The organism is Marinobacter sp. (genome assembly GCF_048266785.1).
Classification (GTDB): domain Bacteria; phylum Pseudomonadota; class Gammaproteobacteria; order Pseudomonadales; family Oleiphilaceae; genus Marinobacter.
On sequence record NZ_JBLWYX010000025.1, the window covers coordinates 13,461 to 30,403 of the forward strand.

At 55.8% G+C, this 16,943-nt stretch carries 9 protein-coding genes; all 9 read left to right on the forward strand.

The features are described 5' to 3' along the window. The first annotated feature begins 732 nt into the window (after positions 1 to 732). Positions 733 to 2,646: a type I restriction-modification system subunit M gene (locus ACN0V1_RS19915; protein ID WP_417546652.1), complete on the forward strand. Its 1,914-nt coding sequence runs from the start codon at positions 733 to 735 to the stop codon at positions 2,644 to 2,646. Beyond that, entirely contained in the window at positions 2,636 to 3,955 is a 1,320-nt protein-coding gene (locus tag ACN0V1_RS19920) for a restriction endonuclease subunit S (protein ID WP_417546653.1), read from the forward strand. Before ACN0V1_RS19915 ends, ACN0V1_RS19920 begins: the two co-directional genes overlap by 11 nt. After that, on the forward strand, positions 3,945 to 6,506 hold the full coding sequence (locus ACN0V1_RS19925) for an AAA family ATPase (protein ID WP_417546654.1): 2,562 nt from the start codon (positions 3,945 to 3,947) through the stop codon (positions 6,504 to 6,506). Before ACN0V1_RS19920 ends, ACN0V1_RS19925 begins: the two co-directional genes overlap by 11 nt. Further along, entirely contained in the window at positions 6,503 to 7,807 is a 1,305-nt protein-coding gene (locus ACN0V1_RS19930) for an McrC family protein (RefSeq protein ID WP_417546655.1), read from the forward strand. Before ACN0V1_RS19925 ends, ACN0V1_RS19930 begins: the two co-directional genes overlap by 4 nt. A 74-nt stretch (positions 7,808 to 7,881) precedes the next feature. Continuing rightward, positions 7,882 to 10,077: a type I Zorya anti-phage system protein ZorA1 gene (gene zorA1, locus ACN0V1_RS19935; protein WP_417546656.1), complete on the forward strand. Its 2,196-nt coding sequence runs from the start codon at positions 7,882 to 7,884 to the stop codon at positions 10,075 to 10,077. A gap of 9 nt (positions 10,078 to 10,086) precedes the next feature. Further along, positions 10,087 to 10,824 carry a type I Zorya anti-phage system protein ZorB1 gene (zorB1, locus tag ACN0V1_RS19940; protein ID WP_417546657.1) on the forward strand — a complete coding sequence of 246 codons (738 nt, stop codon included), beginning with the start codon at positions 10,087 to 10,089 and terminating at the stop codon, positions 10,822 to 10,824. Then, positions 10,825 to 12,453, forward strand: a complete 1,629-nt coding sequence (gene zorC, locus ACN0V1_RS19945) for a type I Zorya anti-phage system protein ZorC (protein WP_417546658.1) — start codon at positions 10,825 to 10,827, stop codon at positions 12,451 to 12,453. Further along, on the forward strand, positions 12,453 to 15,698 hold the full coding sequence (zorD, locus tag ACN0V1_RS19950; RefSeq protein ID WP_417546659.1) for a type I Zorya anti-phage system protein ZorD: 3,246 nt from the start codon (positions 12,453 to 12,455) through the stop codon (positions 15,696 to 15,698). The genes zorC and zorD overlap by 1 nt, the downstream gene beginning before the upstream one ends. 74 nt (positions 15,699 to 15,772) lie before the next feature. Further along, the coding region (locus tag ACN0V1_RS19955; RefSeq protein WP_417546660.1) for a type I restriction endonuclease subunit R at positions 15,773 to 16,943 on the forward strand (1,171 nt) is incomplete at its 3' end.

Below are 16,943 nucleotides of genomic sequence, written 5' to 3' on the forward strand. Positions count from 1 at the left end.
ATTCTTGTCGCTGCGGGAACCAACGTTCCGCTGATCGCCGACAGCTACACCAGTTGGCTCTAACGTCGACCAGATGCATCGTAAATTTGCTGTGCGACAAACTCCGCCGCACTGTGGCTGAGCTTTTCGCGGTTGATTAGGGACGAAGAGGGCATCTACTAGGTGGTTGTTCCGTGAGCGCAAACCAATGCTTGTCATCGCTTTGCCCGTGGCTTCAGTTACCGACATCGCTTGTGCGCACTGACTCTGAAGGACTGTTGTTCTGGAGGATTCGCATTACCGACGGCCTTGGCTGGAGGTGATCGGCGTGTGGGGCAAGCTGAGCTCCTTTCCCCGAGACAGGGCAGCGGACGAAGACGTGGTTAATAGAGAGGGCGAAGTGTGCTCACTCGCAAGCAACCTGCCTGAAAACTTGACCTGTATGCATGACCATTATTGGTCTGTCAGCTAACGCGACATATCATCCAACTGTGCCCGCTGGGAGTGGGCAGGGATGGATCCCCTGGTCATGGATGACCGACTCTGTTTCAGTGTCTTTGGCAAATACCCTGCGAAAGACAACAACCGCTTTACCCCGTGCCTGTCGCTGGCTAAAGTGATGGCCATCACACTTCGCCGCAGGTCATCAGGGATGGACCGCTCGATGCTACCTGCTTCGCTATCCCTTCCTGCTTGCCTCCGGTAATCCGATTTGTTCAAGGCTGCCTTCTGGCGGCTTGCAGGAGTTTAGTTATGCATGATCAGGCCCGTCTGGCAGAGTCGCTGTTGGCGTTGGTGCCGGTCGATGGTTCCAGCATTGGCAACCAGTCTCTGTTCGAGCAGCTTGGTGCTGCCTTCCCCGATGTGCCCCAGGAGGCCTTTGCCGAAGCGCGTGATGCGCTGATTGCGCAGGGCGTGCTGCAGAAGGGACGAGGGCGTGGTGGTTCGGTCAAGCGCAGAGAGGCGGATGGCAGCGCTGTGGCTGCCAAGCCTGCTGCAGTAAAGAAGCCGGCACGCAGCACTGAGAAAGCCGCTGTCAGCAGCATGGATGACCTGAAGAAGACCCTTTGGGCCACCGCTGATAAGCTGCGCGCCAACATGGACGCCGCCGAGTACAAGCACATCGTGCTTGGGCTGATCTTCCTCAAGTACATTTCCGACAGCTTCGCCAGCCGCCGCGCCGAGCTGGAGCGCAAGCTGACTGATGAAAACGACGACTACTATCTGGGTGATGACGACCCGGAATTGCTGGCCGCCGAACTGGAAGACCGCGATTACTACCGTGCGGTTAACGTGTTCTGGGTGCCGGAAGTGGCACGCTGGGAGTCGATCCGCTCAGCTGCCAAGCAGGCGGACATCGGCAAGCGCATTGATGATGCACTAGCGGCCATTGAGGCAGAAAACCCGCGCCTGAAGAACATCCTCGACAAGCGCTACGCTCGCGCCCAATTGCCGGACGGCAAGCTGGGCGAGCTGGTGGATCTGGTCTCGACCATCGGCTTTGGTGACGACACCAACAAGGCCCGCGACCTGCTCGGGCAGGTGTATGAATACTTCCTCGGCCAGTTCGCCAGTGCCGAGGGTAAGAAGGGCGGGCAGTTCTATACCCCGGCGAGCATCGTCAAAACCCTGGTGGCGGTGCTCAACCCGCACCACGGCAAGGTCTATGACCCATGCTGTGGCAGTGGCGGCATGTTTGTGCAGTCGGAGAAATTTATCGAGGCCCACGGCGGCAAACTGGGCGATGTGTCGATTTACGGGCAGGAGTCCAACCCTACCACCTGGCGGCTGGCGGCGATGAACCTGGCCATTCGCGGCATCGACTTCAATTTGGGCAAGGAGCCGGCGGATACCTTTATACGCAATCAGCACGCTGACCTGCGTGCCGACTTTGTATTGGCCAACCCGCCGTTCAATATCAGCGACTGGTGGCACGGCAGTCTGGAAGGGGACCCGCGCTGGGTCTTCGGCACACCGCCGCAGGGCAATGCCAACTACGCCTGGCTGCAACATATGCTCTACCACCTCAAGCCCAGTGGCCGCGCCGGTATCGTACTGGCCAACGGCTCCATGAGCTCCAGCCAGAATAGCGAAGGCGATATCCGCCGCGCCATGGTCGAGGCCGATGTGGTGGAAGTGATGGTCGCGCTGCCCGGCCAGCTGTTCTTCAACACCCAGATCCCTGCCTGCCTGTGGTTCCTCGCCAAGGACAAACGCCACGCCCTGAGCACCGCCGGCATCGACCGCAGCGGGCAGGTACTGTTTATCGACGCACGCAAGCTCGGCACCAGCGTCAGTCGGGTACAGATCGAACTGACCGATGCCGATATCGAACGCATCGCGCAAACCGTCGCCGCTTGGCGCGGCGAATCCCTCGATGCGCCGGACTCCACCTCACGTCATTCCCGCGAAGGCGGGAATCTAGTCGAGCCCTACGAGGACATCCCCGGCTTCTGCCGCAGCGTCACCCTTGCCGAAATCGCTGAGCACGGTCATGTGCTTACGCCGGGCCGCTATGTCGGTGCCGAAGAGGTGGAGGATGACGACGAAGCTTTTGCCGAGAAGATGCAGCGGTTGACCCAGCAACTGGGTGAGCAGATGCACAAGGGCGCGGAACTCGACCAGTTGATCCGGCAGAAGCTGGGAGGGTTGGGGTATGAGTTCTGAGTGGGCACTGATCAAACTCAATGAGCTCTGTTTGAAAATTACCGATGGCGCTCATCAAAGCCCGAAATCTGTCGCGGTAGGAAAGCCTATGGCTTCAGTCAAAGATCTCACGAGATTTGGTGTTGATATTTCAACTGCAAGGCATATCTCAGAAGATGACTTTTACGCCTTGGTGAGACAAGGCTGTCAGCCAGAAGTTGGTGATGTATTGATAGCCAAAGACGGTAATTCTGCTCTTGATACAGTCTGCGTGGTTGATTCTGGTTTGGATGCTGTTCTGCTTTCATCTGTAGCTATTTTGAGGCCGGATCAGTCGAAAATTAATTCGCACTACCTCAAGCACTATCTGTCATCGCCCGATGTTATCGATTACCTGAAAAGTAACTTTATATCTGGCGCGGCAATACCGCGTGTTGTTTTGAAAGATTTCAAAAAGGCAGAAATAAGGGTGCCCCCTCTTTCTGAGCAAGGGGCCATTGCATCTGTGCTGGATGCTTTTGACAATCGCATCACCCTGCTATGTGAAACCAACGCCACCCTGGAAGCCATCGCCCAAGCGTTGTTCAAATCTTGGTTCGTCGATTTCGACCCCGTACGCGCCAAGGCCGAAGGCCGCCAGCCGGAAGGCATGGACGCCGCCACCGCCGCCCTGTTCCCCGACAGCTTCGAAGAGTCCGAGCTGGGCTTGGTGCCGAAGGGGTGGGTGGTTAAGGCGCTAGCAGATGCTTATGAAATTAACCCCACTCGCAAACTTAAGAAGGGTGATCCTGCTCGGTACTTAGACATGGCAAGTGTCGCAACTCAAGGGCATGTGGTTGATGGCGTGGTTGACCGTGAAATGGGCTCTGGAACCAAGTTTACTAATGGGGATACGTTGCTCGCCCGTATCACACCCTGTCTCGAAAATGGCAAAACGGCTTACGTAGATTTTCTCGACTCAGACCAAGTTGGTTGGGGATCGACTGAGTTTGTGGTTCTAAGACCGAAAGCACCTTTGCCGTCATATCACGGTTATCTCTTGGCGCGTCATACCGCATTCCGAGACTATGCAATTCAGAGCATGTCCGGCACCAGCGGACGCCAACGGATACAAAATGATTTGCTTGGCCGTTACCCCGTAGCAGTTCCAGCTCCTGAGGTGGCAGAGGCGTTTGCGGGGTTTGTGCAGAGTGCACAGCGGAAAATTGCTGCCAACCAATCGCAAGCCCAAACCCTCACCCACCTCCGCGACACCCTCTTACCCCGCTTGATCTCCGGCCAACTGCGCTTGCCGGACACAGCAAAGAGCGAAACGCCTTATGTTGACTGAAGAGTATTTGGACAAAATCTGCTCCGCACGTGAAGGCGAGGAAGATATCAGGCGCTGGGTTCAAATGGTGCTTGAGGCGATTGTTGCCCGTTATCCTGATGTGGATATTTATCCAGTTTCTCTACAGTCGAGAAAATACACTGGACTGGGCTTTGGCTGTAAATCAGGTAGCAAAGCGAGTCACGTGGCTCTTGGCCTAGCTGTTTTTCCTTACAGTGTTCGGCTGGGCCCTAAGCGAAAAACGCCTCTTCGCAAGGCGCTTGAGGCTGCGGGTAGAACGGACGTGATTGTGTCAAAACAGGACAGACTTGCTGACAGAGCGGCCGTAGACGACTGGTTAAGCACGCTGGAAGGCGCGCTCGGTCAGCCTTTTGTTGACGCGATGAAAGGCAACTCACGGCGGCCAGAGGACTTTCCTGTTCCTGAATTGGATGACAGCGAAGATGGTAGCGCTCAGTCAGGGGCTATCGAGGGATACCAAGACAGGCGAGTAACTGAATTGCTTCGGAAGGGAAGCCAGGAGGATAAAGCCTGGTTCTGGATGCTCATTCGTACACTGCGCCAGCGCTTTCCAACAGCAGACCACTACACGGTGAACCTCGACCCGACCGACGTGCGCGTGGGGAGCAAGGCCAGGGCGGAGAAGAATGGCAAGGTCGCCTTCCGCATCCGCTGGAGTAAAGACGGGTTTACCTGTGATGCGCGTGATTTGAAGAACCATTTGGCGTTGCTGCAAAACCAGGGCGTAGCGGAGCAGATCAGCTCAAGAGTGCAGGTGGATCAGCCCCAGATCAACGCGTGGCTGGATGCTGTGATTAACGCGGTGTCTTTGGAAACGCTGCCATTGGAAGGAGAGGGACGTATGCCACGCGACTATGAAAACAATGAATCGCAGAGCAATGATGCAGAGATGAGCACTGCGCACAACGGCGGCAGCACAGAACTACCGCCACTCAACCAGATCCTGTTCGGCCCGCCCGGCACCGGCAAGACCTACAACACCATCGACGAAGCGCTGAAGATTCTGGCGCCGCAGCTTTTGGAGCAGAACAGTGGTGACGACCCCGACTCGCGCAAACGCTTGAAAGAGGCGTTCGATGAGCTTGTTGACAAGGAGCGTATCCGCTTTGTGACCTTTCATCAGAGCTTCAGCTATGAGGACTTTGTGGAAGGTTTGCGCGCTCGCACGGATGAGACAACTGGCCAGTTGCGTTATGACGTGGTGGATGGGGTATTTAAGTCACTCTGTGAGGCTGCTGCGTCCAAGGTAACTCAACAGGCTGATGCGCCTGCTGGAGTCGGTGCGCGACGTGTTTGGAAAATGTCGCTGGGTAATACGCTGGGCGATGACGCCGGTATTTTCCAAGAGTGCATCGACGGTGGGTACGTTCTGCTCGGCTATGGTGGCGGAATCAACTTTGCGGGCTGCGCTAACCGGCAGCAGGTTCAGGCGCGCTTTGCGGATAACAATGTGTTGCCAGACAACCCTGGGACCGATTACGGCATCACTAGCGTGACAGCCTTTGTGGCCAAGATGAAAGTCGGTGACCTGATCGTCGTGTCGGATGGCAATTTTAAGTTGCGGGCTATCGGAGAGGTGACAGGCAACTACGAGTTCAAGCCGCATAACGAGTTTGACGACGGTTACTCGCAACTGCGGTCGGTGAAGTGGCTGCGACATTACCAACCTTCCTTGCCTCACTCGGAACTGCTGAACGGGCAGTTCAGCCAGATGACCTTATACGAGTTGCGCGCGCCAACGCTCAACCAGGAGAAACTGGAGCAGCTGCTGGGCGCTGGCGTTCCGGAGGGTAGGGCAGAGAATGATGCTCGGGTGCTGATCATTGACGAAATCAACCGGGGTAGCGTTTCTCGCATCTTCGGTGAGCTGATCACGTTGATCGAAGAGAGCAAGCGAGCGGGGAGAGCCGAGGCGCTCTCTATTGTTTTGCCTTACTCCCAGACGCGATTCAGCGTGCCGGATAACCTCTACATCATCGGCACCATGAACACCGCTGACCGCTCCTTGGCAGGGCTGGACATTGCCTTGCGTCGTCGCTTTGCGTTCAAGGAAATGCCTCCCAAGCTTGAACCGCTGGATGGTGTTCAAGTGGCCGGCGTCAGCGTTCGGGAACTGCTGAAAGTGATGAATCAGCGCATCGAAGTACTGCTGGATCGCGATCATTGCCTGGGACATGCGTACTTCATGCCCTTGAAAGAAGGCGGCCTGACAGAGGATCAGAAGCTGGCGCGGCTGGAGCTGATCTTCCGCAACCAGATACTACCTCTGTTGCAGGAGTACTTCTTCGAGGACTGGCAGCGCATTTGTTGGGTGTTGAACGATCATCGCAAGCCTGAGTTAGACCGTTTTGTGGGCCAAGACGAGCAGGATGTCGCTGAGTTGTTTGGCGTCGCCAACGTGCCTGTGCAAGGTGGTGTCTGGCGTATCAACGACGAGGCTTTTAAGCGTGCTTCTGCCTATGCCGGCATCATTACTGCTAATTACAAGGGTGAGGCCTCAACGGATGAACCAGAGGAGGCGGATGCGTGAGCGCATCTGTCGTCGTGCGTGAATACGCGTGTCTGACCACTGCACCGGTAGCGCCCGATGATCTTGATTGTGCGCAGGTATCGGAAAGCGCGTTCGACTGGCTTTGTGAGCTGAGTGCTCGCTTTAACAGCAATGGCGCGAAACTGCTACAGGTGCAGGGGCGTCGCTCGCTGAAGTGGGACTCCTACGTGGGCGTGCTGGAGACCCCCTGTGGCACGCGCCTGGAAATCGTACCCAAGCACCACGAAGAGGGTGATTGCCTGCAAAAAGGGCGGCAGTTGCTGCGCAAGCTTATTCAGCGAGCTCTGGATCTGAAAGCCCGTGAGGCATCGGTGGCAGGGTTAGAGCTGTTTGAGGCGCCGCTCAGCGAATGGGTAATGGCGCAGTTTCTGGCGGAGCTCGACCTGTTGGTGAAACGGGGTGTGCGGTTCGACTATCAACGCGTCGAGGAGGAACAGCGCTTTTTGCGTGGCCAGCTCAACGTGGTTGCACAGATGCGTCAGCGCCCCGGAAGGCAGCACTACTTCCAAATTCGCCATGATGTATTTCAACCGAATCGCGCTGAGAACCGTCTGCTCAAATCAGCTTTGGAGCAGGTGGCGAAGAGTACCAGGGATGCTAACAACTGGCGGCTAGCCGCTGAGCTGCGCGCTATGCTCGGCGATTTGCCCGCAAGCCGTCAGATTGACTTGGACTTCCGGGCTTGGAGCACCGACCGGCTGATGGCGCACTACCAGGCAATAAAGCCCTGGTGCGAGCTGATCCTCAATCAGCAGATGCCGCTGGCGGTGAGCGGTGAGTGGCGCGGAATGAGCATGCTGTTCCCGATGGAGAAGCTGTTTGAACGCTATGTAGAGGGCTGGCTGAGGAACTGCCTAGTGCCGGGCGCCGAGCTGATTACGCAGGGCAAAGGGATCGCTAAGTCTTTGTGCAAGCAAGGTTCAGAACCGGTGTTTGAGTTGAAGCCCGACTTCCTTGTTGATAACGATGGTAGGCGTTGGGTCTTGGATGCAAAGTGGAAACGCGCCGGGCAGGGGGCTGAGAAAAAGAAAGAAGCACTGCGTGAAGCGGATTTTTATCAGTTGTTCGCCTATGGTCACAAATACCGTGTTGATGAAGCCCAGCCAGTGCTGGCACTGATTTACCCGCGATGGAAGGGATTGCCTGATGCGTTGCCGGTCTTTGAATTCGGCGAGGGGCTTCAGCTGCATGTCCTGCCTTTTGATCTGGATCGCGATTACCTAGTGGGTGCGCAAGCCATGCAGCTGCCGTTGGCTCAGGCCATAGCAAGAGCCAGCTAACGACGTTGATGTGATCTTAAAAATATGGAAAAGGCCCGTTAGAGGTCTGTTTGACAGGGTGTAAGGGCTAGGACATGGACTACGTAAACTTGCTGGAACTGTGGGATCAAGCGACGATGGCGCAGCTTATTGCGCCTGTATCCGTTGCGAGTTTGGTGACGGTTCTCTGTGCTTTCTATTTCGTGCGTTATTTTGTTTGGTCGTTCGTGCTCAGCGTGCGCTTGAAGAGACTCTCCAAGCGTATTCGCAAGTTGGGCGACGTGGCGCCGGCCAAAAGACGTGCAGAGCTGGACGCATTATTCCAGAAGCACAAGCTGGGTCACGCGTGGCACGAATATGCAGAGACGCTGCACGACCAGCATGAGGTGCGTAACGGCGAGCAGGTGCTTGTCTGCTCTCGCGCAACAGCGGGTGCAGGGCACTACTTCACGGCTCAATCGGTCGTTGAAACATCGCTTGCCACGGAGTTTTTCAAGCATTTGCCCGGTGTTCTCACTGGTATCGGTATTGTCGGGACCTTTTTCGGCCTGATGCTTGGTTTGCAGCACTTTGACCCGAGCACGCCAGAGCAAGTGACTTCCAGCGTGGATCAACTGCTTAAGGATGTGTTCTTCGCTTTCCTCGGCTCCTTCATCTCCATTTTGGCTTCGATCATCGTCACTCTTACCGAGAAGTGGCGTCTGGGACGGTGTTACAGCCATCTGGAAGGGCTTACTGAGGCCATTGATGGTTTATTCGACAGCGGGGTGGGTGAGGAGTATCTAGCTCAGTTGGTTAAATCGAGCAACGAGAGTTCGATTCAGACCCGTCAGCTCAAAGATAGCCTGGTTACCGACCTGCGCGAGATGTTGCAGAACCTGGTCGACACTCAGGTTCGCGAGAGTTTGAAGCTCGCTGATACTCTGTCCACGACCTATCGCGACTCCGGCAAGCAATTGGCCGATCAGGTCAGCGGTGCGATCGAAAACAGCCTCAAGGCTCCTCTGGAGTCGATTGCTGGCGCCGTTCAAACGGCTAGCGGCGATCAGAGTAACCAGGTCCAAAGTCTGCTGACTGATGTTTTGACGGCGTTCATGAGCAAGCTGGAGAGCACCTTTGGGCAGCAGTTCAATGGGCTGCACGAGATGATGGGGCAATCGGTCGCCGCTATGCAGTCAATGCAGCAAGGGTTCAACACGTTGCTCGACGACATGCGGGCGACCGGTGAGGCATCGGCCAGAGGGAACGCGGATGCGATGAGTCGGATGATGGCAGAGATGCAGGCCAGTCAAGCTGCCATGCAAACCGGCATGAGTGACATGGTAGCCAGCTTGCAGGCGTCCATCGCCAAAATTGGTAGTGAAGGCGAGAGTGCCGGCGAGCGAATGGCACAGCAGCTGGAGAAGTTGTTTGCTGAAAGCGAGGCTCGTCAGCGCGCCATGGCAGACAGCATGCAGACTTTTGTTGATTCGCTTAAGGAAAGCGTGGGTCAGGGGCAGCAGGAAACCATGGCGAAGATCTCAGGCACGGTGGAGGTGCTTGGCGAGCAGCTTGGTAGCCTGTTTAAACAACTGGAAAGCAACCGGGCTCAGATGGATCAGGCCAGCAAGGTTGCGCAAGTTGAGCTGCATCGCGGTACCCGCGATATGGTCGGCAGTTTGGAGAAGCAGGTCGAGACACTCCTGGCTGCGGTTGGTGAACAAAACTCCGCAATGCACCAAACCCTGGAGCAGCTTAGCCAGCAGACGGCTGATCATCTACGCAATATGCAGGCGGGGGCAGAGAAGATGCGTGCCGCCGCCGAACGATTTGATACTGCGGGGCAGAGCGTTACCAGGGCTGGTGAGGCCACTGCAGGTGTCCTCGGGACGCTGCAGGGTACCAGCTCCGAATTGAGTGCTGCAGCGCGTGAGCTGGGCGCTGTGGTCGCGGATTACCGTGGTCATCGTGAGGCGTTGGCGCAGTCGCTGACGGCCATTCAAGGCATGCTTGCAAGCACACAAGGTGAGGCGGCGGGTCGGGCTCAATATCTACAGGATCTCAAACAGCAGGGTGAGCAACTTAAGGCTCTTAACCGTGAAGTGAACGAGTACCTGGAGCACATCAGTGGTGTGCTCGGGAAAGGATTCAACGAGTTTACTGAAGGTGTGGATCGTAGCCTGCGCCACACACTTGGTACTCTTGACGCAGAGCTGCATAAGGCGATGACGAGCCTTGCGGGTGGAGTCGAGGGGGTCAAAGACAGTATCGAAGACTTCAATGACATCATGGAAAGTATCCAGCGCAAGTGAGGGTGAGGCATGTTTGGTAAATCTGCCACCCCGGTGCGAACCAGGGACGAGGGCGAAAAACCGTTTTGGATCTCCTTCGCCGACTTGATGACAGCGATGATGATCCTGTTTTTAGTGGTGATGGTGGCGTCACTCAGTGCCGTTACCCAACAAATAGCGCAGGTTGATCAGAGTGGGGAGCAGCGAGACAAGGACATCAAAAAGCTTTGCCAGGATCTACAGCTTCGGGCCAGCAACCTCAATACAACCATCATGGTCGATTGCACTGATAGACGGATTAGCTTTGGTGAAGCTGGCCGTTTTGGAAAAAACCAGTACTTCCTCAATCGCCAGGGGCAGGCTGCGCTACAGGACGTGGTACCCCTGATTCTTGACGCAGCTAACAGTGATGAAGGGAGCAAATGGTTAAAACAGGTGGTGATTGAAGGGTTTACCGATACGGACGGCTCCTATCTTTATAACCTTCACCTTTCTTTGCAACGCTCCGAGTGGGTGATGTGCAGCTTGCTGGACAGTCGCAGCCCCGTGCAACAGGGGCTCTCCGAGGAGCGGCAGCAGCAGATTCGCTCGATGTTCCTGGCCGGCGGTGTGTCCTTCAATAACGCTAAGGAAAGCAACGAGGAAAGTCGCCGAGTGGAACTGCGTATGCAGTTTTTCGGCTTGAAGGAGCAGGGCGAACAGACCTCCGAGGAAACTCCCGTGTTTACCACTTCCGCAGCAGAGAAGTGTCAACTGGAGTTTCGCTAGATGACACGTTTGTTGAACTCTCTCACTGCTGCGATTGATCAAGGTTTGCTGAGACAGCAGAGCAGGACGGATGGTCGCGGCCTGGCAGAGTTTCCGGGCTTGCAGCGGGCGGCCTCTGATCTGGATCGGCGGTTTAACGCGCTAGAGAAGGCGTTGGCACCGCCGCGCGAGAAGCGCAGGGAGGCGCTGGGTAAATTTCGCGATGAAAAGCCGTTGACTGGTACTGAGTGGCGCCTTGTTTTCGCTGGATTGTCTGACCAGGATCCCGACACTTTGCGCCTGCTGGATGACTCTGAGGGTTTTACGCGAGTTCACGCGGAGGTGTCTGAGCGCATTGAGCGTCGAACCCTGAATCGAAGGGACTGGCTGGCATTATGCTTCAGCTATTTTTCTTTTGATGAAAGTCAGCCGGAGGTGAACGCCAACTGGCGCACTCTGCGCAATGATATTGACCTTGGTTTTGATGTGGTGCGCGGGCGAAGCTCGCGGGAGAAGGCCTGGATGCAAATTGTTCAACAGCATCGCGACCTGTTTGGCGATGGTGCTGGGAAGCAGTTGGCTGAAGAGATCTTCTCAGGGCGGGCAAAAGACCTGTCTGTCCTCCACGCGATTGCACAGATTCCCGACAGCAGCTGGCTTTGGCAGCGAGTATTCGCTGTGCTGATTTCTCGCGTGTTCGAGCTGGATGATGAGAATTTCCAACGACGTCTGCCCGAGCTGGTCGCGCTTGGTCAGTTGAATACTCTCTATCTGAATCAGGTTTTGAGCGCCTGTCTTACCCGGTATCACAAAGCGCGCTTTCGAGACCAGCCGTCCCCTCTGCTCAAGCAAGCGGCCCTTGATCATTGGGGCAGTCCCCAGATGCGCTCACGCCAGAATGCCTGGCTGCAGTATGTGAGTGAACCTGTCTGTGCGATGGTCGCGGGCTGGTTTGCGCGGGAGGACCTTCAGCACTTCTTCACGTTGCTCAAGGGGGAGGCTGAAGTGGATCAGTCTCGCCTGTTTTACTGGCTGCGCTTTGCCAGCCAGATGAGTTACACCCGCATCATCATGGGCAGGGATGCTTGGACTGACCAAGGCTCTGAGTTTGTTGAGTTTCGAAACAAGAACAAAGGCCGGTTGAGTCGCCTTGAGGGCGGCCAGGCAGCGGACAACGCAGTTGTCATGCAAATTGGCGGCTATTTCTTTGTTGAGTTTTCTAGAACCGGGAACGCTTGCTACGTATACCGGGCGAGCTCTGCCCCCTTCAATCCAGACAAGACGACACTGGAGCTGAACTACGAGCTCAAGCAGTCAGGTAGTGCGCTATTACGGATGCGTCATGCCCCTGCGCCTAGCCGACCAGACCGGGTCGAGGGGTGGTTGGAAAAGTATGATCAAGAGTTGAGAACCCTTGGTATCGTGCCTTCCGACCACTTATCCTCAGCAGGTAGCGGGAATCCGGATTCGATTCTGGCTGATTTGACCAAGAAGCTTTCTCATGTCCGTTACCAAGTGGAAGACAACCGACACAAGGGCGGAGTCCTTAAGGTCACCTTGGCGGGCGATAACATGGGGGCCAGAACGACACTGCTGCGTTTAGGCTTCAAGGCTGTAGGTAACAAGGCTCTGACCTTTTGGAGGAATTGATGCTGGGACGCTTTTTTTCAAAACTTTCGCGTGATGCCGCTGATGCCTCAGGGTTCTCTCCCGCAGCAGATGAGCAGGGGTTCAGCTATCCGCTGAGTCTGGCTGATAGCGAGCAACACTGGCAGCTCGCGGGTTATCTGGACCAGCTGTTTGAAGAGGATTATGTTTCACAGCTCAGTGATCGTTGGCTGCTGCCTTGGGAATCTCTTTATCAGCTTCTTGACGACTCAGAGCATGAAACGAGTCTCTCATTACTTGGAATTCCCCCTTTTTCGACTGTTCAACCGCAGCTAGCGAGCAGCGGTGGCCTGTCGGATCCTTCGTTCAAGGTGTTTATCCAGGAGTGGCGAGATTCTGCCTCTGGGAGACCGGTGGCTCTCGAAAGGGTAGGCTCGCTGGTGCGCATTGACGGACGCACAGAACTGCTTAGTGCAGCGACCTGGAGCTTGTTGCAGGCTGTACGCGAGCTACAACAGTCACAGGCTGATGCGCCGGGCGAAGCGACGAACCAGGTGGGCTGGGCAAAAATACGCAAACAGGCGAAACGTGCTCAAGCTGGCATGGACGGCTTTCTGGACAAGACGGTTGTTGTGAAGCCTGAAAAGCTGAGGCTGAAGCCCAAAAAAACGGTTGTGGGCGGGACGCCGGTCATCGAACTGGAGCCCTCGTTTGATGATCAGCCGGATAACTGGACGGAGAGTTTTGATCGATATGGGCAAGTGCAGGATGCGTACCATATTCCAACTGCTGATGGTTCGGTAACGCATGTATTGATCGAGCCAGAGGTGAAAACCGTTCTGGAGTCGGTCAGGGCGTTTCCGGGGCGTCGAGTGGCTGGGGATGATGCACTGGCTTTGGTGCGAAACCCCTACAGCGTAATTGGTGATGCTGCTCGTAATGTGGTTGATAGTGACGAATATGAGGCTGGCCTAGCTGAGGCCGGTATTCACTTTCATCGCTTCCGTCTGACGCCTCAGTTGGATGACAGCGGTGTACGCATTGAGTCGGTTACCTTAGACCTTGAGCCTCTCACGGCGACTCCAGAGCAGACCATCGAGTTTTGTTTTAACGCTCCGCACGAGTTAGAGCTCTTTGTCAAAGAACTGCAATTCAAGTTGGCTGCTGCAATGCCGGTAGGGCTGTGGCAGGGGTACGAACTGGAGCTGAGCGATTTTGATCTCAGGCAGCTGACGGGTATCCGAGACCTATTTGAAGAGTGGAAGCGGCAGGAGGCAGGTGCTGTTTTTGACAGCGTTCTTGATTTGAATGCCTACGGTGACAGGGTTATCGGTATTGGAGAGGCGGCTCGAATTACCTCGCCGTTTCTGGTCAAGGAGGCAACGGAGGATTGGTTGCCTGCAGAGATCGCCAACACTGAAGCTGGCGCCGAATTTTTGAATCACTGGGATCCGTCGAGCCGCGAGAATTTTAACGAACTGGAAGAGCGCATTGATCGCGCGCGCGCGGAGGGAGAAGAGCAAGTTTGTCTTCCCGGAAGCGAGTCGCTGGTGCCGCTAGAGGCAGCACAGAAGCTTTACGATACGTGGCGAAAAAAGCTCGACCGCGAGGCGAAGCCACTTGCTGAGGGCAAACCCGCCGATAAGCCTGTTCGAGCAGTACTTCAGATCGAACACAATATCGAGGAAGCAACTTACGCTCAGCGTCGAGAGGATGCTTTACGGGCAGCGCGCGATGCAACGCCGCGTTTACCTGCACTACTGCGTGACGAAATCACGCTAAGAGATCACCAGTTACAAGGCGTGGCTTGGCTACAGCATCTGTTTGATCTATCTCCATCCCATGTGGCGGGTTGCCTGTTGGCGGACGACATGGGGCTCGGTAAAACAATCCAGCTACTTGCGTTCGTGGTGTCGTTTCTTGAGCAGGAGTCAGCAGCCAATCCGGTGCTGATCGTTGCGCCAGTATCGCTGCTGGATAACTGGGAGAGAGAGCTACATAAATTCTTTCATGCGGATGCATTGCCCGTTCTGAAACTGTATGGCTCAACGCTCAGCGAAGCAAAATTCAGGAAAGACGAGATTCCAGAGGAGCTTGTTGCAAAAGGGATCAAGAACCTGCTGCGACCAGGTTGGCTTGGGGACAGCAAGATTGTGCTGACCACTTACGAGACGTTGCGTGATCAGGAGTTCTCGTTGGCACGTCAGCAATGGTCGATGATGATCTGTGACGAAGCTCAGAAGATCAAAAATCCGGCTGCGATGATTACACAGGCGGCGAAGGCAATCCCCGCCAGATTCAGAATCGCGTGCACGGGGACGCCTGTCGAAAATACGTTGATTGATCTTTGGTGCCTTTTCGATTTCATCCAGCCAGGCTTCCTCGGGGGATTGAATCAATTTGGGCGTGAATATCAGAGACCGATCGAGGCCGGGTTGGAGCGTGATGACGCCGCTTTAGATAAGCTTCGAGCGCTAATCGAGCCTCAGACCTTGCGCCGAACCAAGCAGGATGTTGCTAAAGATCTGCCGGCAAAAATTGAAGATCAAGCCTGTCGCTCGTTACCGATGCATGTGCTGCAGCGAGACCTCTACCTCTCTGAAATATCGAAGTACAACCAGCAAAAGAAAATGCAGGAACAGCTGGAGCAGAGAGAAAGCGGCATGCTGGGGTTGCTGCATAAGCTGAAGTTGGTATGTGCACACCCGTTCAGTGTTCGGCCAGACCCTCGTTTGAAAGAGCAGTCGCCGAAGCTGAATTGGCTGATGACGCAGCTGGATGCCATCAAGCAAGCAGGCCGCGGCGACAAAGTGATTCTGTTTACCGAGCTGAGGGATATCCAGCGGGAGTTGCAGCACGCAATCGAAGGCCGATTTGGCTTTAAGCCAATTATCATCAACGGAGACACCAGCACGAGCAGCAAAAGTGCTCAGAGCAGACAGCGCTTGATCGACAGGTTCCAGGAAGAGCAGGGCTTTTCGATCATTATCCTGTCGACCGTTGCTGTTGGATTTGGCGTTAACGTACAAGCGGCAAACCACGTGATTCATTTCACGCGTTGCTGGAATCCGGCAAAAGAGGATCAGGCTACTGACCGGGCGTACCGCATTGGGCAGGAGAAGGATGTGTATGTTTACTACCCAACGATTCGCGACGCCAGCATGCCAACGTTTGAATCAACGCTAGATGATCTGCTCGATAAACGCCGAGCGCTTGCCCGTGACATGTTGCACGGTGCTTCGGATATCAGGGCAGCAGAGTTCGGCGAAGTTCTTGGAGCCTCGTAGCAGGCGTCGTGGCTGGTTTTCAGCAAATTTGTGTTGGCCGGAGTTGCCGGTAGTAACTGAATGGCAGGTAGGGAATGACTGAAGATCAACTGGAGCAGGAAGCACTCGGCTGGCTGGACGAGCTGGGCTATCAGCACCTCTATGGGCCGGACATTGCTCATGATGGCGATAACCCGGAGCGCGAGAGCTACCGTGACGTGGTGCTTGCCATGCGGTTACGGGCAGCGGTTGCGCGGCTGAACCCCGGTGTGCCGCTGGCCGCTCGTGAGGACGCGGTGCGTCAGGTATTGGAACTGGGTGTACCTGTTCAGCTGTCTGCCAATCGCCTGTTTCATCGTCTGCTGGTCAGCGGGGTACCGGTTCAGTATCAGAAGGACGGCGAGACGCGCGGCGATTTCGTGCGTCTGATCGACTGGGCAGATGTGAAAGCCAACGAGTGGCTCGCGGTCAATCAGTTCAGCATCCAGGGCCCCAAGCATACTCGCAGGCCTGACATCATTCTGTTCGTCAACGGCTTGCCTCTGGTGCTGCTGGAGCTGAAGAACCCGGCCGACGTGAATGCCGATCTGGTCAAAGCGTTCGACCAGATCCAGACCTACAAAGAGCAGATTCCGGACGTATTCCAGTACAACGAGATCCTGATCATCTCCGATGGTAGCGAGGCCCGCATGGGCTCGCTGTCTGCCGATATCGAACGCTTCGCCCGTTGGCGCACCATTGATGGAGTGAACCTGGACCCGCTGGGGCAGTTCAGCGAGCTGGAAACGTTGATGCGCGGTGTGCTGGCGCCGGAGATGTTGCTCGATTATCTGCGCTACTTCGTGTTGTTCGAGGATGACGGCCGGTTGGTGAAGAAGATCGCCGGCTATCACCAGTTTCATGCAGTGCGCGCTGCCATCAATCAGGTAGTGGATGCGTCGCGCCCGGGCGGTTCACACAAGGGCGGGGTAGTGTGGCACACCCAGGGCTCAGGCAAGAGCATCACTATGACCTGTTTTGCTGCACGGGTGATGCAGGCGAGCCAGATGGAGAACCCCACCATTGTCGTGATCACCGATCGTAATGATCTGGATGGTCAGCTGTTTGGGGTGTTCTCCCTGTCGCAGGACTTGCTGCGCGAGCAACCGGTTCAGGTTGCCACCCGCGGAGACCTGCGGGAAAAGCTGTCCAATCGCCCGAGTGGCGGGATAGTGTTCGCGACCATTCAAAAGTTCATGCCCGGGGAGGATGAAGACAGCTTCCCGG